Source organism: Stackebrandtia nassauensis DSM 44728, from assembly GCF_000024545.1.
In the GTDB taxonomy this organism is placed as follows: Bacteria; Actinomycetota; Actinomycetes; order Mycobacteriales; family Micromonosporaceae; genus Stackebrandtia; species Stackebrandtia nassauensis.
In genome coordinates, this window is sequence record NC_013947.1 from 2,706,043 (window position 1) to 2,732,437 (window position 26,395).

Sequence of the window (26,395 nt, forward strand, 5' to 3'; positions counted from 1 at the left end):
CTTCACGATCCATGGAATTCGATATGACCATGCTGACGATCCTGGTCGCGATCACCCTGCTGACCAGCGTGCTGATCATGAACACCCTGTCGGGGCTGGTGACGACGAACCAGCGTCACCACGCCCGCGTGGACCGCAAACTCAACCAGATCATGGAACACCTCGGCATCGACACCGCCGCCTCCGAACTGTCGGAGGTGACGGAACTGGCGCTTCGGGGCAAGAAGATCCAGGCCATCAAACGCCATCGCGAACTCACCGGCTCCAGCCTGAAGGAGGCCAAGGACGCGGTCGAGCGCATGCTCGACTGACCCCGGCTCAGGGTGTGAAGGTGACGCCGAAGCCCGCCTCGAAGATCCGCTGGAGCACCTCCCACGAGGCCAGCTCGAAATTGGACTGGACCGAGATGACGTGCTCGCCGTCCTCGGTGCTCACCGTGAAGAACATGGCGCCCCAGAAGCTGCCGCCGACGCCGCGCAGCCGCCGCCCGCCGGTGACGTCCGGGTCGAACTCGAACAGACCGAGGCCGTAGCGGGTGTACGGCAGCCAGTTGGAGCCCTCGGTGGTGACCGTGGTCCACATCTCGCGGTGCTGCTCGGCGGGCAGCAGCTTTCCGCTGGCCAGCGCGCCGACCATCCGGATCATGTCGTCGGTGGTGGAGACGATGTTTCCGGGCACCCACGAGGTGTTGAACTCGGTCACGTCGAGGGGTTCCAGATCGGGGTCCTCCAGAAAGGACGCCCAGTTCTCCCCGTCGACGGCGTTCAGGTCGGTGCCGTCCTTGTAGAACTGCCGCGAGTACCCGCGCGGGTGGGGATCGCGGTACGTGGTGTCGTTGTCGGGACGCACGTAGGTGTCGCGCAGACGGAGTGGCCGTATGACCCGTTTCTCGACCTCCTCGGCGAAACTGTTGCCGGTGATCTTCTCGATCATCGCCTCGGCGAGGTAGAAACCGCCGTTGGCGTACAGGAACCGTTCACCGGGCTGCCCGACCGGCGGCTGCGAGACCGTCATCGCGAACAGGTCGTCGGTGGTGAACTCGTGGTGCCGGTGCTTCAGGAACGAGGCCCGGGTGGCGAACCGGTGCGCGATCTCCGGCGCCAGCCCGGTGGCGAACAGTCCGGCGGTGTTCTGGAGCAGGTGCCGGATGGTGATCGTGTCGCCGTCGTAGCCGTTGACGTTCAACACGCCCGGCAGCCACCGGTTCACCGGATCGTCGATGCTCAGCTTGCCCTCGGCTTCGAGGCCCAACAGGATCGCGGCCATGACCGACTTGCCGCCACTGCCGATCTGGGCGTGCTCGCCGCGTCGGCGTGGGGCGCCGGTCTTGAGATCGGACACGCCCGCGGTACCGAACCAGGTCTGGTCGCCGTCCTTGACGTGGGCGACGATGCCGGGAATCCCGACCTCGGCCACCGCCCAGTCGAGCGCCCGCTGGATCTCGGTGTTGTTCATTGCTGTCTCCCTCATGAATGAGTTATGTTTACGACTCTTAAAAAGTTACGTTGCATAAGCATGAAAGACCATCACTGATTCATGAAGCAACGAGAGAAGCAGCAGCTAAAATAAAGAATTTCGTTGCATGGCTCTGCCGACTAATGCAATGATGTCGTTGCATTAAGCGGTTGACGACTCGACACCCAAGGACACCCATTGCCCGGAGAACGTCTCACCCAACAGGACCGACGACACATCGCGGCGGGACTGCGCGACGGACTGACCTACGCCGCCATCGCGCGCCGCATCGGCCGCCCGACGTCGACCGTCACCCGCGAGGTGACGCGCAACGGCGGGCCGCGCCACTACTACGCCGACCGGGCGCACCGCGCCAGCAAACACCCCGAACCCCGGCACCGACCCACTCCCCGGCCAGCACGCGGCGGCGTCGATTTGGGCGGTCGCGATCCCCGCACGGTCGAGCAGACGGCGGCGCAGCTGACGGACCTGTTCGTCCAGACCGGACTCTCGCAGATGGTGGCCAAGGTGCTCGCCGCGCTTCTGACCACCGACGGCGGCAGTCTCACCTCGGCCGAACTGGTGCGGCGGCTCGGTGTCAGCCCCGCCTCGATCTCCAAGGCCGTCGGCTACCTGGAGGGTTTGGAGATGATCAAACGCGAGCGCGATCCCCGTAACCGGGCCGAACGCTACGTCTTCGACGACGACGCGTGGTTTCGCACCGTCATGGCCAACTCGCGCGTCGACGCGCTCATCGTCACCGTGTCCGCGCGCGGCGCCCAGTCACTCGGCGCTGAAACCCCCGCTGGCTCCCGGCTGGATCGCTTGAGCCAGTTCCTGAACCACGTCAACGAGGACGTGGCGCGTTCAGCCGAACGCTGGCGCCACGTCCTCTTCCCTCCTGAGCCCTAGTCGTCGATCGCCTGGTACAGCGTGGTCCAGAAATCGTTGATGAGCAGCGCGGAGTCCGGGGTGGACATTCCGGTCTGGGTGAGCAGGATCCCGGTGAGCCGGTTGTGCGGGTCGGCGTACACGGAGGTGCCGGAGCCGCCGTCCTAGCCGAACTGGCCGAGGGGCGCGTAGTCACCCCGGAAGGTGCGCACCGCCATCCCGAAACCCCAGCCGCCGTGCTGTCCCAGGCCGTACGCCAGGTGCCCGCCCTCGGCCTCGTCCTCCACCTTGAACTCCCCGGTCTGCGAGTCGGGGGCGTACAGCGGCGGGAACCGGTCCATCTTGCCGGCGGGCACGTGGAAGCCGGTGTCCTTCATCCCCAACGGATCTAGGACCCGCACGCTGATCGGCCGTTTCGCCGGGACGGTGTCGTCGAGCGCACCGTCGGGATCCTTGAGCACCTGACGGTTCGCCAGTTCGGGCAGCCACTCGTCGACCGGCCGCCACCCGGCTGACACCGCACTGACACGACCGAAAACGGGGGCGGGGTTGTCGAATCGGCGCGGACGTTCTATGGTTAGTTAGTCAAGTAATGAACCACAGAGCTAGCGAACGAGGAGGTGCCCGTGTTTGACGACCGCAGTCCGATCTACCGACAGATCGCCGAACGGATCAAAGGCGACATACTCTCCGGCGCGCTCGCGGAGGATTCGCAGGTCATGTCGACCAACGAGTACGCGGCCACCTACCGCATCAATCCGGCCACCGCCGCGAAGGGGCTGCGGGAACTGCTCGACGAGGGCATTCTCTACAAGCGCCGCGGCATCGGCATGTTCGTCAGCCCTGACGCCCGCGCGAAGCTGCGCGAGGCACACCGCTCCCGTTTCTTCACCGACGTCGTCGACCCGATGATCAGTGAGGCCCGGACCATCGGCATCCCGCTCGACGACGTGGTCGGGCACATCAAAGCAGCAGAAACCGGTGAGAACCAATGAACTTCGGAATTGACGTCACGGGCCTGTGCCTCGACTACGGCGACACCCGGGCCCTCGATGACATGACCTTCTCCATAGCGGGCGGAAAGATCGTCGGACTGCTGGGCCGCAACGGTTCCGGAAAGACCAGCCTGGTCTCGGTGCTGGCCGCGTACCGGCCCGAGACCGCGGGGGAGGTGCGCGTCAACGGGCAGCGCCCGTTCGAGAACGCCGCCGTCATGTCCGGGGTGTGCCTGATCCGGGAGGGTGGCGACGTCAGCGACACCAGCCGGGTGAGCACCGTGCTGGACTTCGCCGCCCGCTACCGGGCCTCGTGGGACTGGGAACTGGCCAACAAGCTCGTCGACCGGTTCGAGCTGCCGCTGCGCAAACGGGTCAGGGCGCTGTCGCGGGGCACCAAGTCGGCGCTGGGCGTCGTGCTCGGCATGGCCAGCCGGGCGCCGCTGACCATCTTCGACGAGGTGCACCTGGGCATGGACGCGCCCAGCCGCTACGCCTTCTACGAGGAACTGCTGGCCGACTACCTCGCGCACCCCCGGACCTTCATCCTGTCGACCCACCTCATCGAGGAAGTGTCCTCTTTGTTCGAAGAGGTGCTCATCATCGACAAGGGTCAGGTGGTGCTGCACGAACCCACCGAGGACGTGCGGGAACGCGGGGTGGCCGTCACCGGCCCGGCCGCCGCCGTCGACACCTTCACCGAGGGCCTGACCGTGCTGAACCGGCAGCAGCTGGGCGGTTCGGCGCAGGTCACCGTGTTCGGGGAGTTGTCCGACGACCGGCAGCGCGCCGCCAAGACCGCCGGTCTGGAACTGGGTCCGGTGCCGTTGCAGGACCTGTTCGTGCACCTGACCAAGCCGCGGGAGCGGACATGACGGCGCCGACCGCCCGGCCGGTCCGGGTCACCGCCAACCTGCTGAGGTCACAGTGGTGGGTCGCCGCGATCTTCTGGGGCGGACTGTATCTGCTGTTCCTGACGATCGGTGTCATCGTCTCGGCGACCGCCGGGATGAAGGAGAGCGTCTGGATCGGCGCCTGCTGGTGGTCGCAGTACCTGATGCTGGCCGCCGGAACCGTCGTCACCTCGCAGTACGTGCGGATCTTCGTCGGACACGGCGTCACCCGACGCACCCTCACGATCGGCGCGGTGCTGTACGGCCTGGCCGGGTCCGCGCTGTTCGGGGTGCTGATGGAGCTGGGGTTCCTCGCCGAACGCGGAATCGCCATGGCCCAGGGGCTGCCGCCGTTCCCGGCCGCGACCGAGTTCGTCGCCTCGCCCGCGCGGATGCTCGAATCCACCGTGGAGTTCACGCTGCTGCACGTCGCGTACTTCTTCGCCGGTTGGCTGATCTCGGTGACCTTCTACCGGCACGGCGGCGTCGCCGGGATCGCGGTCATCGTCCCGGCCCTGCTGCCGGGGCTGTTCATGGACGTGGTGAAGCTCGGCGACAAGCCGTTGTCGGAGCTGTTCGCCAGCGTCGACCTCACCGGCCTGCCGCAGGTGGTGGCGGTGTCCGCCGACGCTCTGAGCGTCGCCGTACTGGCGCTGCTGTGCCTGCTGCTGACCCGAACCGTACCCATCAGGTCCACATAGACCACCGACAGTGGAAGGAGGATGAACCGTGATCGCATTCACCTCGATGGCAGCGTTCTTCGCCGGCTCGCCTCCCGAGCTGTCCCGCGAGTACCGACCGGGACACACCGCGGTCGCGCTGCTGATCGTCGTCTCGGTCCTCGGCGCCGCCGTCGTCACCGAGACCATCCGGCACCGCAACCGGCGCCGCGTCCACCACCCGGTGCCGCTGCCGGCGCGCCGGGTGCCCGCCCCCGTCGTCATCAAGGAGAGGAGAGGTCGTGACCTCGCACGCAGCACCGAACTGGTCGCGCATCGCTCGTGACGTTCTGGCCGACTACCTCAAGTGGTTCGCCGGGATCTGGCTGATCGCGATCGTGATCACCAGCACCATCATCAGTGTCGTCGCGTACCTCGGCACCCCGACCACCAGCATCGTCGACTTCGTCCTCAGCGCGCCCCGCTACTGGCTGTTCGTGGTGGGACTGCTCTTCACCAACGCCTGGCTGGGACCCTATGTCGCCTGTGGCGTGACCCGACGCGACTTCGCCATCGGCGGCGTGCTCGCCGGACTGGCGGCCAGTCTCACCGCCGCGGCGATGCTGACGGTGACGATCTTCGCCGAGGGACGGCTGTACGCGGCGGCGGGCTGGAAACTGGACTACGAGTCGCCGCACCTGTTCGACTCACCCGACCAGTGGGGACTGCTGCTGCTGGAGTTCTGCCTGGTATTCGGCGCGCACTTCTTCGCCGGTTGGGCGCTGGGCACGCTGTTCTACCGCTACGGCGCCTGGGCCACCTTCGCGGCGGTGCCGGTGTTCGCGATGGCGACCGGCACCGAGGTGGCGCTGGGCACCGGCTGGGCCGCGCCGCTGGTCCTCGACAACCTGTACGACTTCGACCCCTCGTGGCCACTGGCGCTGACCGTCGGGATCGTGGTGATCGCACTGTTCTACGGCCTGCTGTGGGTGCAGTTGCGCAACGCCGCCATCCCCGCCAAGAAGTCCTAACTCGACAGATCGATGGGCATGTGGCAAATGTCCGTTTCACGTGGAACATTCGCATAGGCGTAGTTCATGCGCCAATGCGGATGTCACACGCGGCAAACGGCACTTAAACTTGCCGGACACGCCTAAATCAGCTGTTGAGGAGCCTGTCGATGTCCATCGTGCCGATTCGATTGTTCGGCGATCCGGTGTTGCGTACCCCCGCCGACGAGGTGAAGACCTTTGACAAGGAGTTTCGCAAACTCGTCCGGAATTTGACCGACACCATGCTCGACGAGGGCGGCGCGGGCCTGGCGGCGCCGCAGCTGGGCGTCGGACTGCGCGTCTTCGCCTTCGACGTCGACGACGTCATCGGACATTTGGCCAACCCGGTGCTGGAGTTCCCCGACGAGGAGGAGCAGGACGGCCCCGAGGGCTGTCTGTCCATTCCGGGCCTGTATTTCGACACCGTCCGCCGCCAGAACGTGATAGCCAAGGGCTACAACGAATACGGTGACCCGATGCAGATCGTCGGCACCGGCTTGATGGCGCGTTGTCTGCAACACGAGACCGACCACCTGGACGGGATCCTGTTCCTGGACCGGCTCGACCCCGAGCGCCGCAAGGCCGCGATGAAGGAGATCCGGTCGGCCGAGTGGTACAACGATGACGTCAAGGTCAAGATCAGCCCCCACGACAACAAGGGTGTGTTCTTCAAAAAATGAGGTTGGTGTTCGCGGGAACGCCCGAGGTGGCCGTCCCGTCCCTGCAAGCCATCGCCGACAGTGGACACGAACTGCTGGCGGTCGTCACCCGTCCCGACGCGCCCAGCGGCCGGGGCCGCAAACTGCACCGCTCCCCGGCGGGCGAATGGGCCGACGCCAACGGCGTCGAGGTGCTGACGCCCGCCAAACCCCGCGAACCGGAGTTCCAGCACCGGCTGGCCGAACTGGCGCCCGACTGCGTCCCGGTGGTCGCGTACGGCGCCCTGGTGCCGCAGTCCGCACTGGACATACCCCGGCACGGCTGGATCAACCTGCACTTCTCGCTGCTGCCCGCCTGGCGGGGCGCGGCGCCGGTCCAGCACGCGGTGCTGCACGGCGACGAGGTCACCGGCGCCTGCGTGTTCCAGCTGGAGGCCGGGCTCGACACCGGCCCGATCTACGGCAGCCTCACCGAAACCATCGGCGCGCACGACACCTCCGGTGACCTGTTGACCCGACTGGCCGACTCCGGCGCCCAGCTGCTGCGCGACGTGCTGGACTCCATCGAGTCCGGACAGGCCCGGGCCGTCCCGCAGCCGGAGCACGGTATCTCCATGGCCCCCAAGGTCTCCGTGGACGACGCCCGGATCCGCTGGGACGACCCGGCCTTCGCCGTCGACCGTCGCGTCCGGGCGGTCACCCCGGCACCGGGAGCCTGGACCACCTGGGACGGTCAGCGGGTCCGGCTGGGTCCGGTCACGCCCGACCCGCAGGGCCCGGCCCTGCTGCCCGGCGCCGTGGCGGTCTCCAAGTCCACGGTGCACGTCGGCACCGGCACCGACCCGGTGCGGCTGGGGGAGATCCAGCCGCCCGGCAAGAAACGCATGGCCGCCGACGCCTGGGGCCGGGGACTGCACACCAGCGACGAAATCGTGTTCTCGTGACCGACCGACGTCACGACCGCGGCGCCAGCCGCGACCCGCGCCACGGCCGCCACGGCCGCAGCGCCACCGTGGACAATCCGCGCCGGATCGCCTACGAGGTGTTGGCCGCGGTCTCCACACAGGACGCCTACGCCAACCTGGTGCTGCCGAAACTGTTGCGGCACCGCGGGGTCAGCGGCCGCGACGCCGCCTTCGCCACCGAACTCAGCTACGGCACCCTGCGACGGCGCGGCAGTCTCGACGCGGTCATCGCCTCGGCCAGCGGCCGTGCCGTCTCCGCCCTGGACCAGTCGGTCGCCGACGTGCTGCGCCTGGGTGTCTACCAGCTGCTATACACGCGGGTCGCCGCCCACGCGGCCGCGAACACCACGGTCTCGCTGGCCCGCAAGGTATGCGGGCACCGTCCGGCCGGTTTCGTCAACGCGGTGATGCGCAAGGTCTCGCGCTACAGCCTGGAGGACTGGCTCGACAAACTGTCCACCGGCGAAGAACTCGCCGACCTGGCGCTGCGACAGTCGCATCCGGAGTGGATCGTGCGGCGCTTCGCCGAGGCACTGGCGGGTCCGTCCGAGTCCGGCTCGGCCAGCGGCGAACCGTCCGACTCCGGTGCCGGGCCAACCGGCCCGGCCGAGCTGCGGGTCGAGGTCGACGAGACCGGGTTCCTGCCGGAGACGTACCCGACCGCGGTCCGGCGTGACGAGTCGCGGGCCGCCGCGACGGACAGCCCCGCCGGTGCCGTTGAGCCGCACGGCGACACCGACGGGGCCGAGGCCGAGCCCGACGAACTCGTCGCGGCCCTGGCCGCCGACAACGTCTCCCCGGCCGTGCAGTTGTGCGCCCGGCCCGGCCTCATCGACGCCACCGAACTCGCACGACAGACCGACGGCAGTCTCGGCCGCTGGTCGGCGTACGCCGTGGAACTCGACAGCGGCGACCCCGGCGACCTCGCCGCGATCCGCGACGGCCGCGCCCACGTCCAGGACGAGGGCAGCCAACTCGTCGCACTGGCCCTGGCCGCCGCCCCGCTGACCGGCCGCGACGAACGCTGGCTCGACCTGTGCGCGGGCCCCGGCGGCAAGGCCGCGCTGCTGGGCAGCCTCGCCGCGCGGCGCGACGCGAAGCTCACCGCCGTCGAGGTCGCCGAACACCGGGCCCGGCTGGTCGCCGAGACGACCAAGGACCTCGACGTCGACGTCGTCACTGCCGACGGCCGCACGTACACCACAAGCGACAGTTTCGACCGCGTCCTCGTCGACGCCCCCTGTAGCGGCCTGGGTGCGCTGCGGCGCCGTCCCGAGGCCCGCTGGCGGCGCGCCGAATCCGACCTGGACGGTCTGCGGGAACTCCAGACCGAACTGCTGGCCTCGGCGCTGCGGCTGGTGCGCCCCGGCGGCGTGGTCGCCTACGTGACCTGCTCACCGGTGATCGCCGAGACCCACGAGATCGTGGCCACCGCGACCGGCGCTTCCCTTGTGGATGCCCGGCCGCTGTTCCCGGCCGAGCTGCCGCACCTGGGCGACGGCCCCACCGTGCAACTGTGGCCGCACCGCCACGGCACCGACGCCATGTTCTGCGCGATCCTGCGGCGCGACTGACCAGGCTGGCAGTCAGATGCCACGTATACAGTGCACGGCATGACCACGACCCCCCAGGTCTACCGCTACCTGCGACCCTCCACTATCGCCTCAGGGCGACTCGGCCTGGCCACCTCCGGCGGCGTGACGACCCAGGGCGCCGCCGCCAACCCCGACTTCTTCACCGGTTTCCTCCAGCACCCCGAGACCGCCGCCACCGGACTGCTGGCCACCGCCGCTGTCGCCAGGGCGCGGTACTTCCAGCCCGGCCTGGCCTCGCTGCGCGACCCCGTGGTGACCTGCGACGGCGACGGACTGCGGTTCGAGTCCTTCTCCTCCTGCGGCGGCGTCTACGCGCGCTTCGACGTCGCCTCGGCCGCCCTGGACGGCGAGATGCGCGACCGGGGCACCACCAATGTCGACTTCAACGCCGCGCTGTGCGAGGCACTGGCCAAAGTAGGCGGACGTGATCCGCTGCGCCTCAACGTCGGCGCCGAGGAACTGTCGGTGACCACTACGGACACCAAGGTCACCGAGAAGAAGGTCCCACTGCCGCAACGCTGGCTGCGCGGCTTCGCCGAAGTACAGGTGATCACGCCCCGCTTCGACCTGCGCGCCGAACTGTCCGCCCCTGAGGCCACCCGGTTCCTGCGCTCACTGCCGACCGGCGAACAGGCCGCCGACATCGTGTGGCTGTCCGTCGCCGGACGCGGCCTGCGCCGAACCTCGCGCCCCGCACCGGGAGCGGTCTGTCTCGCCGGACCGTCCCGGCTGGAGACCCTGCGGCCACTGCTGCGGTTCGCCAAGTCGCTACGCGTTTACGGCCCACCGGTCACCCACTCGGCGCCACCGACCGCGTCGGCCTGGGAACTGGTGCTGCCGGACATGCGGCTGATGCTGACCCTGTCGCCCGAACCCCGCCGGGGCTTCTCCGGCGAGGGCGCCGTCCTCGACGCGCTCATCGACGACGCGGTGGAATCCGACGCCGAGTTGATCGGGAACCTGCTGGACTTCCGCCCCTACATCGACATCGCCGTCCTGGCCGACACCAGTGGACTGAGCCCGCAGCGGGTCCGGGCCGCACTGACCCAGCTGGGAACGGCGGGCCGGGTCGGCTACGACGTGGCCAACGCGTCGTTCTTCCACCGCGAACTGCCCTACGACGCCGACAAGGTGGAACAGCTCAACCCCCGGCTGCGCAACGCCCGCGCACTGGCCCGCTCCGGCGCCGTCCACATCACCGGAGACATCGCCAACGTCACCAGCCGCGACAAGCGCTACCAGGTGCGGCTCGACGCCGACGGCCTCCCGGCGGGCTGCACCTGCCGCTGGTGGGCCGAACACCGGGGCGAACGCGGCAAGTGCAAACACGTGCTCGCCGTCCACATGAGTCTCAACGGTTCCGACGAGTCCTGACCCCGAAGAGGATCCCCCGTGGAGTGGAACGACCTGGAAACCCGGCTGACCGCCCGCCAGCCCGGTGATGTCGACGACTTCGCCGAGCAACTGGTGCGACTGGACGACCGGCAGCGCCGGGCCCTGTCGGGGCCACTGTCGACGTTCGTGAAGTCCTGGTGGAACGGCGAGGACAAGGCCAACGTGGAGTCGGCGCGGCTGGCCGTCGTCGGTGTCACGAACAGTGCCGCCGCTGTCGCCAACTGGCTGCGCCGGGAAGCCGAACTGCTCCAATCGGCCTGGCACAACTTCCCGCGCGGCTTCGAGGTGACCGCCAGCCGTCAGCGGACCGACCGGCTGACCCGGGTACTGCACGCTCGTGACGACGCCTGGATCATCGACGTGTTCGAGAGCCTGGCCGCCCGGCTGCGTTACTCGGGATCCAGCGAGTGGCGGGACTTCGTGGTCGCCAAGGTCTCCGAACTCGGCATCACCCCGCCGGTCACCCTCGGGTTCACCGAATGCTGGATCGGACGCTACATCAACTACGGCGAGGCCACATACGACGAACGCCTGGCCCGGATGCGCGCCGACGCGCTACTGCCGACGATGCTCGACGCGCTGTTCGCCCTGGACGGCCTCGGGCGGCACTTCGAGATCCTGCTGTGGACCGACCACGGCAAGCTCGCGCTGCCGACCTATCTGGAATCGCTCATGGAGCGCGGCGACGTCGAGCGGGGATTCCTCATCGACGGCTGCCTGCGCCGACTGCTGCGCGGCGGCAGGCCCGGCGACCTGCTGCCGTACCGCAAACTGCTGGAGAGCCTCGCGGCCACCCCGACCGAGGTCGCCGAACGCGCCCGAGACTTCGCCGCCCTGCTCCCGGACGCCGCCCCCGCGACCGCCGGGGTCGCGCAGAAGGCACTGCGATCCGCCGACGAAGCCGGGCACCTCGACGGCTCCATCGTCGTCGACGCCGCCGAACGGGTGCTGTTCCGGCCGGAGCGCAAGATTGTCCGCGACCAACTGTCCTGGATCGACAAAGCGGTCCGGCGACATGCCGATGTTGCCGCCGACCTGATGACCGCGAGCGCGATCGCCTTCGGACATGATTCCACCGATATCCAAAGCCGCGCCGTCACACTGGTCGGCGCCCATGCCGCCGTGCTGACACCCGAAACCCGTACCGCCCTGGCGAGCCAGGCGACGACCCTGCCCACCGCCGAACGCGAACGCCTCGCCGGAATCCTCGACCTCGAACCGGTTCCGACACCCGAACCCGTCGCGGCACCCGACGCTCCCGGCTCGCTGCCGATGCCGGAACCCATCGCCTCGGTCGCGGAGCTCGCCGAACGGATGGCGGGCCTGCGCGCCACGCTCACCACCGACCCGCACGGCGAACGCCTTGACCCGGCGAGCATCGAACCGGTCCTGGCGGCACTGGTGACGTTCAGCCACCGCGACCGTCCCGGTCTGGCGGCGGCACTCAAACCGGTACTGTCCGAACTCGACTTCATCGACCCGCGCTGGTACAACGGCCTCGAACCCCGACTGCTCGACGGCGTCCTGTACGCCGCCGCCCGCGCGGCCGGTGACGCCTACCCGATCGAACTGGACGCGGACATCCTCTACGGCCCAACGGTTCCCGAAGAACAGCGCACCAAGGAGTGGTCGACCCAGCTCTCATACTGGCGCAAGGGCCTGGCCGGGATGTCCGGCCCCGAACGGGTCCTGGCACACCGGCTGGCCGAAATCGCCTGGGCCATCACCGAACGACCGGTGCCGACGCTGGTGGCCACCCCGACCGACACGATCGGACGCATTGACCCGTCCGTCCTCATCGAACGCATCGAACGCGCCGAATCCGAGGACTGGCAGCCGTGGGAGCTCGACTTCCAACAGGCCCTGCTGCGACTGCCGAACGACGCCGACGCGGACGTGATCGCACGGGCGGCGAAACTGACCAGCCCGGCCGGGCGACGGCTGGCCGACTGGCTCGCGTCCCGCGACCGCCCCGAGATCAGCGTCGTCGAACGGCCCATGGTCATGTACGACCGTTACGGCGACGAGGACGACGAGAAGGCGCTGCCGCTGGCCACAGTGTCGATCCGGCAACCGAATCCGGTCGGCACGCAACTGCTGGACCAGCTGCGACTGTCGTTCGCCCAGCGCGTCCTGGAGGAAGACGTCACCGTCGAGCGCCCGGACTGGCCCCGCACCTGGAGCGCCGTCTTCCCGGCCCGCCGCGACGTCCTGGCCGCCCACCTCGCCTGGCTACTGGGCCCGGAGGCGTACTGGGACCTGATCCAGCCCAGGGAAGATCGCTACTACCTGGCGATGCTGCCCGATCTGGCCGAAGCCGACGGCCCGACCGGTGTCAGCCTCACCACCTGCCTCGCCTTCGGGCTCACCGTCGCCACCGCCGCCGACCGCGCCTGCGCGGTGGAAGCGCTCACGGTGCTGGCCGCCCGCGACCAGCTCGACGCCGAAGCCCTCGCCGACGCGATGGCCGACAACGTCCTGTCCGGACTGGGCAAATGCACCCGCATCGCGGTGGCGCTACGCGAAACCGCCGAAGCCGGTGCGGCCGAACAGGTCTGGCGAATCCTGGCGACGGCCCTGCCGAAACTCCTGACGACCGACCCGGCACCCAACCGGCTCGCCGACCTGGCGGAACTGGCCGCCCGCACCGCCGAAACCGTTGGCGCCCACGGCGAAATCCCGACTATCGCGCAGACCGCCACCCGGCGCGGCTCCAGCAAACTACTGCGCGAGACCCGACGGCTGCACCAATACCTGACCCGCCCGAACCCCTCGCCATGAGCCGCGACGACCTCAACTGGACGGACCCAGCAGGCCGCTGTCGTACCCGGCGGCCACCGCCGCCGCACGGTCGTTGACGCCGAGCTTGCCGTAGATGTGCAGCAGATGGGTCTTGACCGTGGCCTCGCTGATGAACAACGCGGCGGCGATGGCCTTATTGGAGTTTCCGGCCGCTACGAGCGACAGCACCTCGATCTCCCGGGCACTCAACGCGGACGATCTCGCGGGACCCGGCGACCGCAGCCGGTCGACGAGCCGGGCCGCCACCGACGGGGACAGGGCCGTCTCGCCGTCGGCGGCCGAGCGCACCGCCCGGTACAGATCCTGGCGGGGCGTGTCCTTCAGCAGGTAGCCCACCGCCCCGGCCTCCATAGCGGGCAGGACGTCGGCGTCGGTGTCATAAGTGGTCAACACCAGCACCCGCACCCGCGGGTGCCGTTTCGCGATGAGCCGGATCAACGCCGCACCGGACGGGGCGGGCATGCGCAGATCGGTCAGCATCACGTCGACGTCGTGGTCCGACAGCATCGCCAGCGCCTCCTCTCCACCGGCGGCCTCACCGACGACGGTGAAGTCGGACTGGGTCGACAGCATGCCGCGCAAGCCATCCCGCACCACCGGATGATCGTCCACGATCAGCAAAGCGATCGTCATTGGTCGTCACCGTCGAGCGGGAGACTGACACTGACGGCGGTACCCGCACCGGGCTTCGACTCGATGTGGACACTGCCGTCGAGCTGCTCCACCCGCTGCCGCATCGCGGTGAGACCAAACCCCTGACGAGGCTCGGCGTCGACGGCGAATCCCTCGCCGTCGTCGCGAATGTCCAGCACCAGCATGTCCTCCATATATGACAGTGTGACGCCGAGCCGGGACGCCTTCGCGTGCCGGGCGGTGTTGGACAGCGCCTCCTGAGCCACCCGCAGCACCGCCTCGTCCACCGCCGCGTCGAGCGGGACCGGCGTCCCGGTGACCGTGAACGTGGCGGCGATGTCGTTGCGGTGCCGCCACGCGTCGACCTCGCGAGCCAGCGCCTCGGCGAGATCGGCGTCGTCGAGCAGCGCCGGACGCAGCGCGGCGACGCTGCGGCGCACCTCCACGAGACTGTCGCGAGCCAGGTCACGGGCGATGCGCAACCGTCGGGCGGTGTCGTCGGGATCGGCCTCGGCGGTTTCGAGCTGGGTGACGATCCCGGCCAGCCCCTGGGCGACGGTGTCGTGCATGTCGCGGGCGAGCCGAGCCCGTTCGGCCGTGACACCGGCCTGGCGGGCCTGTTCGACGAGGCGCGCCTGCAGGGCGGCGTTCTCGTCGGCCAGCGCGACCAGTCGGGCGTTGACCTCGCGGCGTCGGATGGCCTCGCGCTCCACCGTCCGCATCATGGCCCCGATGAAACTCGCCACCGCCACCCCCACCGTCGGGAACAGCAGGTCACCGAGGGTCAGTCCTTGCCACAACCCTCGCGGTGCCTCGGGAACTGTCAGCAGACTCAGCAGCACCACTCCGGGGTAGGCCCATGCTCCCGGCAGCGCGACAAACGCCATCGGAAAGAAGCCGGATACCGCGATGACGAAGACCTCGTCCCGCGAACGCAGCGCGGCCAGCAGTGCTATCGCGCCGAGGAAGTACACCGCCATGTGTGCCAGCGACTGTTCTGGCCACTGTGGATTACACAGGATCCACCAGATGTGCCAGCCCGCCAGAGCCACCGCCAGCGCGAGGATCAACCCGCGCGCGATCCATCCGGTCGTGTCGAGGGCGGCTATCACCGACGCCGGTGCCAGCAACGCGAACGGCAGCAGCGCCCAGATGCGGTTCCAGCGGTGTTCCAGGGGCTCGGGATCGCCGCCGGGAGCGGTACCAGGCCCGGCCAGGCGGCCAGCGGAGGCCGAGACCGGGCGAGGTCCGTGGGGTGTCGTCACGGGCGCCAGTCTCTCAGGACCTGCGGTAACTCAACCGGCGCAGCAGCGTCTCGGCCGGTCCCCGCCGACCGGCGCGCCGCAGTAGCTCCGCCAGGCCGACCCCGGCCAGCCAGGTCGCCAGCGCCACGCCCGCGGTGGCCGCCGAACCCAGTTCGCCGCCGAGTCCCAGTGTGTACGGGACGAACAGTGCCACGAATATCACCGACTGGAACAGATAGAAGCTCAGCGAACGCTGCCCGCACGCGGCCACGGCCCGCAGCACCGGCCCCGGCCGATTGCCGATCCGGGCGGCCAGCAGACCGAACAGGGCGGCGTAACCGAGGCCACCGGCCACTCCGGTGACGACGTGGACCGCGGAGACCGCGTAGTCGGTGCCGAAGGAGGTCGAAGACCACACGCCCGCCACCTGCGTACCGATCGGGATGCCCCCGAGCACCGACAGCCCCACGCCGATGGCGGCGACCCGCTTCAGCAGCGTCCGGTGGCGGCCGGGCTGGTCCAGTACTCCGTGCCGGGCCGCCCACATCCCGGCCAGCGCGGCACTGAAGACGCCCACCAAGCCGAACGGGGTCATGAGCCATTCGCCGACACGCAGTCCGGCGGCCGCGAGCGGTTCCGTGGTGGTGAAGGACCAGAAGAAAGCCCGCTCCTCGTTCGGGCCGGAATCACTGTAGACAAGGCCCTGGACCACGGCCGCGAGCACCAGCCACGCCCCGCCGACGATCAGGAGCGTCCTGTCGCGCAGCCGCAGCATCGTCAGCAGGATCAGGCTGAGTACCCCGTACAGGCCGAGAATGTCCCCGGAGAACAGCACAAGTGCGTGCACGGCTCCGAAGACGATCAGCCAGAACCCGCGCCGTCGCAGGATTCCTCGGGCTCGGTGGTCGTCGGATGCGGCCCGACCGCGGCGGTAGGCATGGACGACGCCGTAGCCGAACAACGCCGCGAACAGCGGGTATGCGCGGACCTCGACGAACACCGTGTTGACGAACGCGACCAGCCGATCGAGGAACTCGGTCTCGATGATGTGCTGCCGAGCCCCGTAGGGCCGGTTGTAGAGGTAGACAGCGGAATTGGCCAGCGCGATGAGCGCCAGCATCAAACCCCGGCCCAGATCCGGGGCCAGGGATCGTTCGGTGTCGGCGACGGGCCCGACAGGCTGCACAGTGGACGTCGACATGGAGCCTCCCAGAGTTGGTGCCCCAATCCTGGAAGTCTTGCCGCCCTGCGGAATCGACCCGCTGGCGGATTCGGTCGGTCAACCGATCGGTGGATGCCCTCAGGCGCCGACCAGGCCGGGCAGCTGCCCGATGTCGTCGAGAACGTGGGTGGCCCCGGCCTTGCGCAGGGCGTTGGCGTCGTGGGATCCGGTGGTGACCCCGGCGACGACACTGGCCCCTGCGCGAAGGCCACTGTAGACGTCGTTGACGCTGTCGCCGACGACCGCGACCTCACGGACGTCGTCGATGCCCAGCCGCAGCACCGCGTGCAGCACCATGTCCGGGTTCGGCCGACCCCGCAGCTCCTTGCCGGGAGCCACGGCCAGATCGATCAGCGTCTCCCAGTCGAGGGCCCGCAGGATCGCGTCCTGGGTCGCCGGGGCGAAACCCGTCGTCAACGCGATCTTGATGCCCTTGTCCCGCAGCGCTTTCAGCGCGTCGACCGCGTGCGGCAACGCCGTGATCCGCCCGTCGGTGGCCAGGGCGGAGATATTGCGTTCGAAGGACGCGTTGGCCAGCTGGGCGGTGTCCTCATCGGAGGTGACGGCCCGGAACACCTCGATCTTGGACTGACCCATGGTCTGACGGATGTAGCTCATCGCGGAATCGTGACCGGACGATCCGGCCGGTATCCCGCACTCCTCGAGCGCGACCGAAGCGGCCTGCTCCACAATGCCCCCGTCGGACACCGTCGTACCGGCCATGTCGGCACACACCAGGGAAATTCGATTCATTGCACACCCTCCTTCACACGAATGCCATCGTCACGGGCGTGGGTGGCGAAAAGGTGGCCAGTATCGAACCTACTCCGATGCGCGAGACGAAGTTTCGACGCCATCACGCTGGGCTGCCGCGACCGCGAGTTCGGTGAACGCCCGCACCCGCGCGTTGTCCTCGCCCCGGCGCCAGATCAGCGTCGACCGGGAGTCGGGCAGCCCGTCGACCGGGACGAAGGTGATGTCACGGTGGCCGTTGTACGCGGGGAAGTTGTCGCAGAACAGCATGACGCCCCGATTCGTGGCGATCTGGGACAGCACCTCCTGCACGGTGCAGGCCACCGGGCCCCGGGGGATCGGGGTGCCGCCGGGAGTGCGGGTCGGCGAGGAGCGTTCCCGCCACCGGCTCGGCGCGGGCTCCTTGATGTCGATCATGCGGCAGTCGGCCAGTTCCTCGGCCGCGATCCGGGACCGGGACGCGAACGGGTGCGCCACCGAGACGCCGACCACCAGCGGCGCGGTGGCCAGCGCCCCCGCCGACTCCAGCCCGGTGTCGACGACCGGCTCGCACACCGCCGCCAGATCGACCTCGCCGCGATGCAGCGGCCCGAACGGGTCGGACAGCTTCAGCTCGTACATCTCCAGGTCACAGCCGGGGTAACGCTCCTGGAACCGCGGAATGGCGTCCAGCAGCGTCAGGTCGGCGCCGCCGGTGAACCCGATGCGCAGCACCCCGTCCAGGCTGCGGGTACTGGCCCGCGCCTCCTGGAAGGCCGCGTCGAGCAGCCGAAACGCCGGACCCGCCTCGGACAGGAACCGGGTGCCCAGCGGCGTCAGTGTGACCCGGCGACTGGAGCGGTCGAACAGCCGGCCGCCGATGCGGTGCTCCAACCCCCGCAGCAGCTGGCTGACCCGGCCCTGCGACAGGAACAGCCGCTTGGCGGTACGCCCGAAGTGGAGCTCCTCGCTGAGGGTGAGGAACACCTCCATCTCGTCGCGCTCCACGCCCGCCACCGGTACTCCTTCGCCGTCGATTAGCCGCGCTAATACAAGCATTGCCACTTCGCCGTTGTTCCATCCCCGCGCTGACCTGAGTCTTGGGCCATGACAACCACGCTGACACCGGCACCCACCCGCCCCCGACGCTCGGCCGCGCTCGGCTGGATCGGCGTCGTGGCCGTGGCGACCGGAACCTTCTCGATCGTCACCACCGAGATGCTGCCGGTGGGCCTGCTGACACGCATCGGCCCCGACCTCGGCGTCTCGGACGGCGCGAGTGGACAGTTGATGACCACCGCCTCGTCGATGGCGTTTGTGGCGGCGCTGACGATCGTGCTCGTCGCCGGACGGCTCGACCGGCGGTTCGTCCTGGCGGGCATGATGGGCGTGCTGCTGGTCGCCAACCTGGTCACCGCGCTGACCGACAGCTTTGTGGTGCTGCTGGCCGCGCGGGTGATGGTCGGGATGGCCATCGGCGGTTTCTGGGCCATCGGCGCCAGCCTCGCGACCCGGCTGGTGCCGGAACGGTCCGTTGCCCGGGCCAGCTCGGTGATCTTCAGCGGCGTGTCGATCGCCTCGGTCGCCGGAGTCCCGGCGGGCATGTTCATCGGCGACCACGCCGGTTGGCGGGCCGCGTTCCTGGCGCTGGCCGGACTGTCGGCGATCGTGCTCGTCGCGATGCTCACCCTGCTGCCCGCCCTCCCGTCGCGACGTTCGCTGCGGCCCCGGGACCTGGCCGTGCTGCTGCGAAACCGTCCCGTCCTGATCGGACTGGGCGGGCTGGCGCTGATCGTGATCGGCCACTTCACCGCTTACACCTACGTGACCCCGGCACTGAAGGCCGCCGCCGGAATCGACGGCGGCGCCGCCGCGGTCGTCCTGCTGATCTACGGCAGCGCGGGCATCGCCGGGACCTTCGTCGCCGGGGCGCTCACGGGCGGACACCTGCGGGCGGTGTTGTTGACCAGCGGCGGGTTCATCGTCGCGGCCACCGTCGCGATCCCGCTGCTCGTGTCCGGCCCCATCACCGCGACGGTGACGCTGATCGTGTGGGGCCTGGGCTACGGCGCCGTCCCCGTCGGACTTCAGGTGCTGACGCTGCGATCGGCACCCGAAGCGCCCGAAGCGGTCTCGGCGCTGTTCGTGGCCGGGTTCCAGGTCGCGATCGGACTGGGCGCCGTGTTCGGGGGAGTGGCGGTCGACCTGTCCGGCCCGCAGGCTCCGATGTGGGTGGGCGCGATCGCCGCCGCCGCGATGGTGGCGCTGGTGTTCGCTGCCGTGCGGCTACCTCACCGGCCCCGGGACAGCAGGTAGGTCTGCACCTGGTCCAGCCAGGCGTCCACCGGATCGACCGCGTAGCCGCGAAACCCGGTGCCGAACCGCACCGACCGGGTCTCGTGCGAGGTCAAAGTGGTGTTCAGCGTCGACGACACCCGCTCCACAAAGGCGTCCACATCGCCGGGACGGTAGGCGTTGCCGAACCGTTTCGGGAACCGGTCACCGCGCGGCCGGGTCGACAGACTCGGCACCGCCGCGACCGTGGGCCGCTGCGGCTGGCCACTTGCTGCCAGGGCCGTGACGGTGCTGGCGAGGAACTGGTCCACCTGCTTGGTCTTGAATCCCCGCGCCACCACCGGCAGCTTCACGTCCCGCAGCTCGGCGGCCGTGATGGCGTCCGGGTTGTCGTGCGCCGCGGCGATCCTGGCCACGAGCTGGTTCACCCGCTCGACGTCGTAGCCACGCATGACGATCGTGAACGTGGGCGGCTGGAACGGGGTGTTCACCGTCATTCTCCTGTGGTCTGTCGGCGGGGGACGGTGGGAGTCTAGCCCCGCCGACAGACCTTCTCAGGCGAGGCTGGGGCGACGGACCCGGCCGACGGACGCGTAACCGAGCGCCGCCAGTCCCAGCAGCACCGCCGAGCCGATCAGTACCGAGTTGACGCCGTCGGCCCAGCCCAGCCCGCCGACCACGGCGATGCCGATCGCGACCCCCATCGCCGAACCGACGTAGCGGGCGGTGTTGGCCGCGCCCGAACCCATGCTGGCGTTCGCGGAGGGGACGCTGTCGACGGCCATCCGGGCGTTGGCGGCGTTGACGAAACCGGCGCCGATCCCGGCGATCAGGTACGAGATCACCACCCGCGGCATCGACCAGTTCGTCATCGAACCCACCATGAGCAGCTGCGCCAGCGACAGTCCATAGCCGATGGCCAGCAGCCGGATCGGCGGCACCGGCACGTATCGCGCCAGCCGCGCGATGACCAGCGCCGCCAGCGGGTACACCGTGAACGGGATCGCCATGTGCAGCGCGTCGAAGTGGTGGGTGTGCTGCCACGCGGTGGGCAGCACGCTCATCACCCCGATCATGAGCAGACCGTTGAGGCCGGAACCGGTGACCGACAACAGGAACGGCCGGTGCCGGAACAGTCGCATGTCGACCATCGGCGCGTGGTGCCGCAGCGACAGTGCCACGAATCCGGCCAGCGCCACCACCGTCGCACCCAGCAGCACCAGCACCGGGAGCCGCGTCCAACCGGTGCGGGCCAGCGTGATCGCCGCCAGCAGGAAGCACATTCCGGACACGAAGCTGACGATCCCGGCATAGTGGACCGGTCGCCGCTGTTCGGCGCGCGACTCGTCCAGTCTGGTGACGGCGACCGCCAGCGCGATCGACACGGCGGCGTAGACCCAGTAGATGGCCCGCCAGCTCCACGCCTCGGTGAGCGCCCCGGTGGCCAGCGGCCCGACGGCCAGCCCGGCCCCCAAGGCCATGGCCCACAGCCCGGTCGCCCGGCCCCGCTCGGCCGGGTCGGTGTAGTTGCTGCCGAGCAGGCCGAGGCTGGCGGCGATGATGGCCGCGCCCGCGACTCCCTGCCCGATCCGGGCTCCGATCAGGACAGCGGCGTCGGTGGACAGTGCCACGATCGCACTGGTCAAGCCCATCCCGAGCGCGCCGACCAACAGCATCCGCCGGCGTCCGAAGTTGTCGGCGAGGATCCCGGCCACCAGCAGCGCGGCGGCCAGTCCCAGGGGAGAGGCGTTCATGATCCAGGTCTGCGCGAGCGGTCCGGCTCCCACTCCGGCGGCGGTCTCCGGCAGTGAGATCAACGGCGAGGTGTAGTTCATGAGCACCGGGACGATCGCGGCGCACGCGATCGGCAGTACGGCCCGCGATCGGGTCTGTGGGGCGGTAGGGGAGGCGACGGCCATGGGGAGGGCTCCTTGGTTCGGTCATTGAACTGTCGGAACCCTAACAGCTTTGGTTCGGTGATTGAACTGAGTTTCGCTATGATGGACGTCATGGCACTCGGCAAGGGCTACGGCAACCAGGACTGTTCGATGGCGCGCGGCCTGGAACTGGTCGGTGAACGCTGGACGCTGCTGATCGTTCGCGACGCCTTCTACGGCGTCCGCCGCTTCAGCGACTTCCTGGCCCACCTGGAGATTCCGCGCGCGGTGCTGTCGGAACGGCTCCAGTACCTGACCGACATGGGCGTGCTGTCCAAGGACAGCCACGAGGGCTCGACGCGGGCCGAATACGCCCTCACCGACACGGGGCTGGCGCTGTGGCCCGTCCTGGCCTCACTGTCGCAGTGGTCCAACGAATACCTCCACAGCGAGGCCGGACCGTACCTGATCTACGAACACGACCCGTGCGGCACCGAACTGGCCGACCGCCTCAACTGCCCGACCTGCGGCGAGCGCGTGCGGCTGGCCGATATCGCGACATCCCCGGGCCCGGCCGCCAACCGGACCCGCGACGACGTGGTCAGCCGGTCGCTGCTGAAGCGACGGCGACTGCTCGACCCGATCCGGTAACTCCCGGCGGGGTTTCGAGACCGGCGGCCACTGGTTCGGCTCATGGTCGGCGGTGGCGTCGGTGAAGTTCACGGTGCCGTGAAACTTGGCTTGGTCAAAGGAAGTCGTGCCACTGAAATGGGCGGACTCGAAGTTGGCGCCGTGCAGTTCGCATCCGTTGAGGTCCAGGTTGATCAAGACCGCGCCGGTCAGATCCAGCGCCTTGTGCGTCCAGAAACTCGGACCGTTCCTCAAGTGTCGCAAGAGGACTCGCTGCGCCGTCAGCCGTACCTGCCGTTCGACCCGTGAATAGGCGTCGATGTCGCCGTCATCGTCTTCGCCTGGCGCATATGGCATCCGCAGATAAGCGCAGATCTCCGACAACACCAACGGCCGCAACTCCGGATGATCCTCACCCAGCCGCTCCAGGTTGTGCAGCCCGCCGATCCGCACCGGCGCCTTGTCCGAACCCAGTTGCTCCACCGCCTGGATCCGCATCTCCGTGATCCGGCGATGCGCGGCGTCCTCCTCGACATGCCGGGCCGCGCGCTCCCGCTGCTCGTAGTCGAGCTTCGTCGTCTGCTCGTGGTGGTACTGCTGTCCCTCGTAGAACTTGTGCTGCCGTTCCACGAACTGCTGCCGCCGAAACGCCAGCAGCAGCGCCGCGACGCCACCCAGCCCCGCGCCCACCGTCAGCGCGTTGCGGATGATGTCCACCTGAACCTGGGCGGCCTTCGGATTCGGGGCCTCGGCGGCAGCCGCCGACAGCCACTCGTAGACGCCCCAGATGGACACGACGATCGCGGCGATGCCGCAAACCGCTATCCACCAGGAGATCGGGCGCAGCTGCTTCGGGGGTGAGGCGGGGTCCTCGACAGGCATGTCGTCACTATAGGACCGCCTTGCGCCGCACCGCGAACACCAGTGCCAACGCCGTCATGCCGAGGCTCACCCACACCAGCCAGTCCCCGAACCGCGAGTACACCGTGGACGCGCCGTTCGTGCCGACCTCCGCGACCGCGACCTCGGCATCCTCCGCCAGCACCCGCCCGTACTGGTCGCTGACCGTCACGAGCCCCTTCTGCCCGGCCCGCACCAGCGACACGCCCTGCTCGACGCCCCGCGTCACCGCGACCCGGCTGTGCCACCAGCCGTCGGTGTCGAAGTCGAGCGCCGGAGCGAAGATGATCGTCGCCCCCGCCTCCCGGTACCGTGCGACGAAGTCCACAAAGTCCAGATCCTTGCAGATCGCCAGCGCCCAGGAGTCCGGTCCCGGCACGAACGTCAGCTCGTCCGAGGGCTTCAGGTAGCTCTCCAACCCCGGGATCATGTGGTGCTTGCGGAATATCGTCGGCTCGGAACCGTTGGCCGGGAACCACACCGCCGCGTTTGACACGTGGTCCTGCTCCTCCAGCTCCATACCCAGCACCACATTGATCTTCGCGCCCCGCGCGACCTTCCCCCACTGCGCGAAGTAGTCGTCCTTGTGCTTCTTGTCCACGATGACCAGTTTCTCCGGCAACACGACGGTCACGACGTCCTCGGCGGCCAGGTCCCGCACCCCGTCGCGGTACTGCTCGAAGACCCGCTGGTGTTCCGGCGTTCCCACCTTCGCCGAGCCGTCGTCGCGCGGATAGGCCAGCGCGGCGGTTCGGGTCGCGTCGTCGCTCGGCTGTGGCCGCGCGAACCCGTATCCCAGCGCGGCGGCCAGCAGAACCGCCACACCGCCGCCGACCCACGCCTGGGCCGAAACCGTTGCCCCGGGGGCGAAACAGACCGCGACCGCCGCTGGGACGACCATCAACAGGAACGCGATCCCCGCCGTGCCCGCCAGCGACGCCGTTTGCAGCACCGGAAGCAGGTCGGCCTGCGTGTACGCGATGCTGTACCAGTTTCCGGCCGCCTCCCGGTTCAACAGCGACATCAGGTACTCGAAGGCGACCCACGCGGACGCGAAACCCACCGCCGCCAACGCGAAGTGCCGCCGCAGCACCAGCGCCCGAAACAACAGCACACAGGCGGCGAAACCCACCGACGTGCTCACCGCGATCGCCAGCAACGCCGGGACGGGGAACTGGATGGCGTCGTAGAAGTACCAGTACAGCCGCAGACCACCCAAAAGCCACGCCACCGCCGACGCCGTGACCACACTCCACACCCCAAGCCGGGGCGCCAGCAACAGCATCGGCAGCGGCGCGATCCACACCAACCACGGCAACGGATCCAGCGCGAACCCGAAGGCGTACAGCGCCGCCGTCGCCACGACGGCCGCGATCGTCAGCAAGAGATTAAGCCTTGACGAGTTCATGGTCTCTGTCCTTTTGCGAACTTATAGGGGTGGTGCGGCGCACGGCCGCCACGAGGCTGCCCGCCAACAGCGCGACGCAGAGCCAGGCGAACCAGTCGCCGAGCCGGGAGTAGACGGTGGTGACGCGCTCGGTCGACACCGAGCCGACGGCGGTGCGGGTGTCCTCGGCGAGGATCCGTCCGTAGGCGTCGCTGACGGTCATGACGCCGAACTGAGCCGAGCGCACCAGCGACATGCCCTGCTCGACGCCCCGGGTTATCGCCGCGCGGCTGTGCCACCACGCGTCGACCTGCGGGTTCTTGCGGTTCTCCAGCGATGGTCCCAACAGGACGGCCGCACTGCCGTCGCGGAACGCGGCGGCCACGTCGGGGTGGTCCAGGTCGCCGCACACGATGAGCCCGAGCCGGTTGTCGCTGCCGGGGACGTACTTGGGTTCGTCGCCGAGCTTGAGCCACGGGCCGACCCCCGGCCCGGTGCGCATCTTGTAGTACTTCACCGGATCGCCGCCGTCGGCGGGAAAGTAGACCGCCGCGTTGTAGGCGTAGTCGTCGTGCGGGTTGCCCTCCCCGGGCGGGTCGGCCTTGACGGTGGCCAGCCGGATCCCGGCCACGACGTCGATGCCGTGTTCGCGGGCCAGCTCGCCCCACTTGTCGAGGTAGCCGGGGATGTCCTTCGGATCGTCGACCCGGAACGCGATCTCGGGCAGCACCGCCAGCGCGACCCCGTCGTCCGCCAGCTCGGCGAGTTTCCCGTCGTACCTGCCGAACAGCTTCTCGGCCTCGTCGGCGTCATACTCAATGGACACCGACCCGGTGTCGGACAGCCCGATGGCGGCGGCCCGCAGCTGCCCGTCCTGTGTGTCCATCCGCACCAGACCGAAGACCAGCGTGCCCGCCAGCAGCACCGCGACGGCACCGCCGACCCAGGAACGGACCCGCACCGTCACGCCCGGCGCGGTCACCACCGCTGCGGCGGCCGGAACGGCCAGCAGCAGGAAGGTCACGCCCCAGGTGCCGGTGACCGACACCAGTTGCAGCACCGGCAACACGTCCGCCTGCGTGTAGGCCACGGAAGTGTTGGAGCCCATGACATCCGAGGCGGCCAACGTGTACCCGAACTCCATCGCCACCCACGCGGCGGGCGCGAAGACCGCCGCCGCGACCGGGTGACCGCGGCGCAGCATCCAGCCGAAGCCGCCGGTGACGACGCCCAGCATGATCGCGGCCAGCGCGAACATCCCCAGCACCGCCGGCAGCGGCACGTTGATGGTCGCCAGCAGGTACCACCACGTCGGGATGCCACCGACGGCGTAGGCCAGGCCGCCGGTGACGGCCGCCGAACGGGGCCGTACCCGCGCCGCCAGCGCCAGCACCGGCAGCGCCGCGATCCAGGTCAGCCACGGCACCGGCTCCAGGTTGGTGCCGAACCAGAACAGAACGGTTGAGGTGAGCCCGGCGCCAAGCGTCCAGGGCAGGGTTCTAACGAGGGGCGAGTCCATTGACGAGCAACTCCGTATTGTCGTGACAAAGCTGCCGGAAGTCGTCTCCCGACAGGTTGATGCGGCCGCCGATGTACATCTGGGTCAGGCCGTGGATGAGCGCCGTGTAGGCCAGCGCGATGCGCCAGTGCTCGATCGGCCGCAACCTGCCGTCCGCGATCGCGGCGGCGACGTGCCCGCCGAGCAGTTCGAAGGTGGGGGACTCGCCGGTCTGGAAGTCGTCGGGGAACCGGCGGGCGCCCTGGCGTTCCTCGATGAACATGAAACTGAACAGGCCGGGGCTCTCCAGTGCCACGTCGACGAACAGGTCGACGATCACCTTCGAGCCCTCGAGGATGTCGTCCGGCAGCCGCACCGTGGCCCATTTCGCGGCGGTCTCGGTGAAGCACTCGTCGGCGACGGCGTCCAGCAGCGCCTCCCGGTTGGGAAAGTGGCGATATACGGCCATGGGCGTTACGCCCACAATCGCGCCGATTTTTCGCATGCTCACGGCCTGACTGCCGTCGGTGACGACCATTTCCTTGGCCGCGGCGAGTATCCGATCCCTGGTCCCCAGCATGTTTACACCGTATACGTGAATCGGGCCGACCGCCAC

25 protein-coding genes and 2 pseudogenes are annotated in these 26,395 nt (G+C 69.1%); 14 read left to right on the plus strand and 13 right to left on the minus strand.

The window, feature by feature from the left end:
• The first annotated feature begins 11 nt into the window (after window positions 1-11).
• Window positions 12-311, plus strand: coding sequence for a ribosomal protein L7/L12 (locus SNAS_RS12630; protein ID WP_211207382.1), 300 nt, complete (start codon window positions 12-14; stop codon window positions 309-311).
• A gap of 7 nt (window positions 312-318) precedes the next feature.
• On the opposite strand, the gene SNAS_RS12635 is transcribed toward SNAS_RS12630, so the two are convergent.
• Window positions 319-1,455, minus strand: a complete 1,137-nt coding sequence (locus SNAS_RS12635) for a serine hydrolase domain-containing protein (protein WP_013017816.1) — start codon at window positions 1,453-1,455, stop codon at window positions 319-321.
• 198 nt (window positions 1,456-1,653) lie between these two features.
• Here SNAS_RS12635 and SNAS_RS12640 point away from each other — a divergent pair, with 198 nt between their 5' ends.
• Window positions 1,654-2,367: a GbsR/MarR family transcriptional regulator gene (locus SNAS_RS12640; protein WP_013017817.1), complete on the plus strand. Its 714-nt coding sequence runs from the start codon at window positions 1,654-1,656 to the stop codon at window positions 2,365-2,367.
• Here SNAS_RS12640 and SNAS_RS12645 read toward each other — a convergent pair.
• A pseudogene (locus tag SNAS_RS12645) lies at window positions 2,364-2,846 on the minus strand (hypothetical protein); the annotation flags it as partial. The gene SNAS_RS12640 and the pseudogene SNAS_RS12645 overlap by 4 nt on opposite strands.
• Before the next feature lie 126 nt (window positions 2,847-2,972).
• Between SNAS_RS12645 and SNAS_RS12650 the strand changes: the two are divergent.
• The 10 genes from SNAS_RS12650 to SNAS_RS12695 all read left to right on the plus strand — a co-directional run bounded on the left by SNAS_RS12650 (window position 2,973) and on the right by SNAS_RS12695 (window position 13,340).
• Window positions 2,973-3,341 carry a GntR family transcriptional regulator gene (locus SNAS_RS12650; protein ID WP_013017820.1) on the plus strand — a complete coding sequence of 123 codons (369 nt, stop codon included), beginning with the start codon at window positions 2,973-2,975 and terminating at the stop codon, window positions 3,339-3,341.
• Window positions 3,338-4,216 (plus strand): ATP-binding cassette domain-containing protein, encoded by an 879-nt coding sequence (locus SNAS_RS12655; RefSeq protein WP_013017821.1) that lies wholly within the window; start codon window positions 3,338-3,340, stop codon window positions 4,214-4,216. The genes SNAS_RS12650 and SNAS_RS12655 overlap by 4 nt, the downstream gene beginning before the upstream one ends.
• Window positions 4,213-4,935 (plus strand): hypothetical protein, encoded by a 723-nt coding sequence (locus SNAS_RS12660; RefSeq protein WP_013017822.1) that lies wholly within the window; start codon window positions 4,213-4,215, stop codon window positions 4,933-4,935. The genes SNAS_RS12655 and SNAS_RS12660 overlap by 4 nt, the downstream gene beginning before the upstream one ends.
• Window positions 4,936-4,963: 28 nt before the next feature.
• The gene (locus tag SNAS_RS12665; RefSeq protein WP_013017823.1) at window positions 4,964-5,239 is read left to right on the plus strand and encodes an MHYT domain-containing protein; all 276 of its coding nucleotides are present in this window, start codon (window positions 4,964-4,966) and stop codon (window positions 5,237-5,239) included.
• Complete coding sequence (locus tag SNAS_RS12670) at window positions 5,196-5,924, plus strand: hypothetical protein (protein WP_013017824.1); 729 nt, start codon at window positions 5,196-5,198, stop codon at window positions 5,922-5,924. The genes SNAS_RS12665 and SNAS_RS12670 overlap by 44 nt, the downstream gene beginning before the upstream one ends.
• Window positions 5,925-6,073: 149 nt before the next feature.
• Window positions 6,074-6,625, plus strand: coding sequence for a peptide deformylase (gene def / locus SNAS_RS12675; protein ID WP_013017825.1), 552 nt, complete (start codon window positions 6,074-6,076; stop codon window positions 6,623-6,625).
• Complete coding sequence (gene fmt / locus SNAS_RS12680; protein ID WP_013017826.1) at window positions 6,622-7,548, plus strand: methionyl-tRNA formyltransferase; 927 nt, start codon at window positions 6,622-6,624, stop codon at window positions 7,546-7,548. Before def ends, fmt begins: the two co-directional genes overlap by 4 nt.
• Window positions 7,545-9,143 carry an RsmB/NOP family class I SAM-dependent RNA methyltransferase gene (locus SNAS_RS12685; RefSeq protein WP_013017827.1) on the plus strand — a complete coding sequence of 533 codons (1,599 nt, stop codon included), beginning with the start codon at window positions 7,545-7,547 and terminating at the stop codon, window positions 9,141-9,143. The genes fmt and SNAS_RS12685 overlap by 4 nt, the downstream gene beginning before the upstream one ends.
• 39 nt (window positions 9,144-9,182) lie before the next feature.
• Window positions 9,183-10,538 carry an SWIM zinc finger family protein gene (locus SNAS_RS12690; RefSeq protein ID WP_013017828.1) on the plus strand — a complete coding sequence of 452 codons (1,356 nt, stop codon included), beginning with the start codon at window positions 9,183-9,185 and terminating at the stop codon, window positions 10,536-10,538.
• An 18-nt stretch (window positions 10,539-10,556) separates the two neighbouring features.
• Window positions 10,557-13,340, plus strand: a complete 2,784-nt coding sequence (locus SNAS_RS12695; RefSeq protein WP_013017829.1) for a DUF7824 domain-containing protein — start codon at window positions 10,557-10,559, stop codon at window positions 13,338-13,340.
• Window positions 13,341-13,352: 12 nt separating this feature from the next.
• Here the strand turns inward: SNAS_RS12695 and SNAS_RS12700 are convergent, their stop codons facing one another.
• From SNAS_RS12700 to SNAS_RS12720, 5 genes are all read right to left on the minus strand, one after another.
• Window positions 13,353-13,994, minus strand: a complete 642-nt coding sequence (locus SNAS_RS12700; RefSeq protein ID WP_013017830.1) for a response regulator — start codon at window positions 13,992-13,994, stop codon at window positions 13,353-13,355.
• A complete protein-coding gene (locus SNAS_RS12705) occupies window positions 13,991-15,259 on the minus strand; it encodes a sensor histidine kinase (RefSeq protein WP_013017831.1) in 1,269 nt (422 codons plus the stop codon). Before SNAS_RS12705 ends, SNAS_RS12700 begins: the two co-directional genes overlap by 4 nt.
• Window positions 15,260-15,272: 13 nt before the next feature.
• Complete coding sequence (locus tag SNAS_RS12710) at window positions 15,273-16,439, minus strand: DUF418 domain-containing protein (RefSeq protein ID WP_013017832.1); 1,167 nt, start codon at window positions 16,437-16,439, stop codon at window positions 15,273-15,275.
• A gap of 99 nt (window positions 16,440-16,538) precedes the next feature.
• Entirely contained in the window at window positions 16,539-17,213 is a 675-nt protein-coding gene (locus SNAS_RS12715) for an HAD-IA family hydrolase (RefSeq protein WP_013017833.1), read from the minus strand.
• 69 nt (window positions 17,214-17,282) lie between these two features.
• Complete coding sequence (locus tag SNAS_RS12720; protein WP_013017834.1) at window positions 17,283-18,209, minus strand: LysR family transcriptional regulator; 927 nt, start codon at window positions 18,207-18,209, stop codon at window positions 17,283-17,285.
• 90 nt (window positions 18,210-18,299) lie between these two features.
• On the opposite strand from SNAS_RS12720, the gene SNAS_RS12725 reads away from it, so the two are divergent.
• On the plus strand, window positions 18,300-19,508 hold the full coding sequence (locus SNAS_RS12725) for an MFS transporter (protein WP_013017835.1): 1,209 nt from the start codon (window positions 18,300-18,302) through the stop codon (window positions 19,506-19,508).
• Here SNAS_RS12725 and SNAS_RS12730 read toward each other — a convergent pair.
• Both SNAS_RS12730 and SNAS_RS12735 read right to left on the minus strand, forming a co-directional pair.
• Complete coding sequence (locus SNAS_RS12730) at window positions 19,484-19,978, minus strand: DivIVA domain-containing protein (RefSeq protein ID WP_013017836.1); 495 nt, start codon at window positions 19,976-19,978, stop codon at window positions 19,484-19,486. The two genes, SNAS_RS12725 and SNAS_RS12730, sit on opposite strands and share 25 nt — an antisense overlap.
• 63 nt (window positions 19,979-20,041) lie before the next feature.
• Window positions 20,042-21,406: an MFS transporter gene (locus tag SNAS_RS12735; protein ID WP_013017837.1), complete on the minus strand. Its 1,365-nt coding sequence runs from the start codon at window positions 21,404-21,406 to the stop codon at window positions 20,042-20,044.
• 90 nt (window positions 21,407-21,496) lie between these two features.
• Here SNAS_RS12735 and SNAS_RS37345 point away from each other — a divergent pair, with 90 nt between their 5' ends.
• The gene (locus SNAS_RS37345) at window positions 21,497-22,015 is read left to right on the plus strand and encodes a winged helix-turn-helix transcriptional regulator (RefSeq protein ID WP_041626009.1); all 519 of its coding nucleotides are present in this window, start codon (window positions 21,497-21,499) and stop codon (window positions 22,013-22,015) included.
• A gap of 60 nt (window positions 22,016-22,075) precedes the next feature.
• Here the strand turns inward: SNAS_RS37345 and SNAS_RS36220 are convergent.
• From SNAS_RS36220 to SNAS_RS12760, 4 genes and pseudogenes are all read right to left on the minus strand, one after another.
• A pseudogene (locus SNAS_RS36220) lies at window positions 22,076-22,876 on the minus strand (pentapeptide repeat-containing protein); the annotation flags it as partial.
• 7 nt (window positions 22,877-22,883) lie between these two features.
• A complete protein-coding gene (locus SNAS_RS12750; protein ID WP_013017839.1) occupies window positions 22,884-24,302 on the minus strand; it encodes a nitrilase-related carbon-nitrogen hydrolase in 1,419 nt (472 codons plus the stop codon).
• Entirely contained in the window at window positions 24,283-25,800 is a 1,518-nt protein-coding gene (locus SNAS_RS12755; RefSeq protein ID WP_013017840.1) for a nitrilase-related carbon-nitrogen hydrolase, read from the minus strand. Before SNAS_RS12755 ends, SNAS_RS12750 begins: the two co-directional genes overlap by 20 nt.
• The gene (locus SNAS_RS12760; protein ID WP_013017841.1) at window positions 25,781-26,359 is read right to left on the minus strand and encodes a TetR/AcrR family transcriptional regulator; all 579 of its coding nucleotides are present in this window, start codon (window positions 26,357-26,359) and stop codon (window positions 25,781-25,783) included. The genes SNAS_RS12755 and SNAS_RS12760 overlap by 20 nt, the downstream gene beginning before the upstream one ends.
• Window positions 26,360-26,395 lie beyond the last annotated feature (36 nt).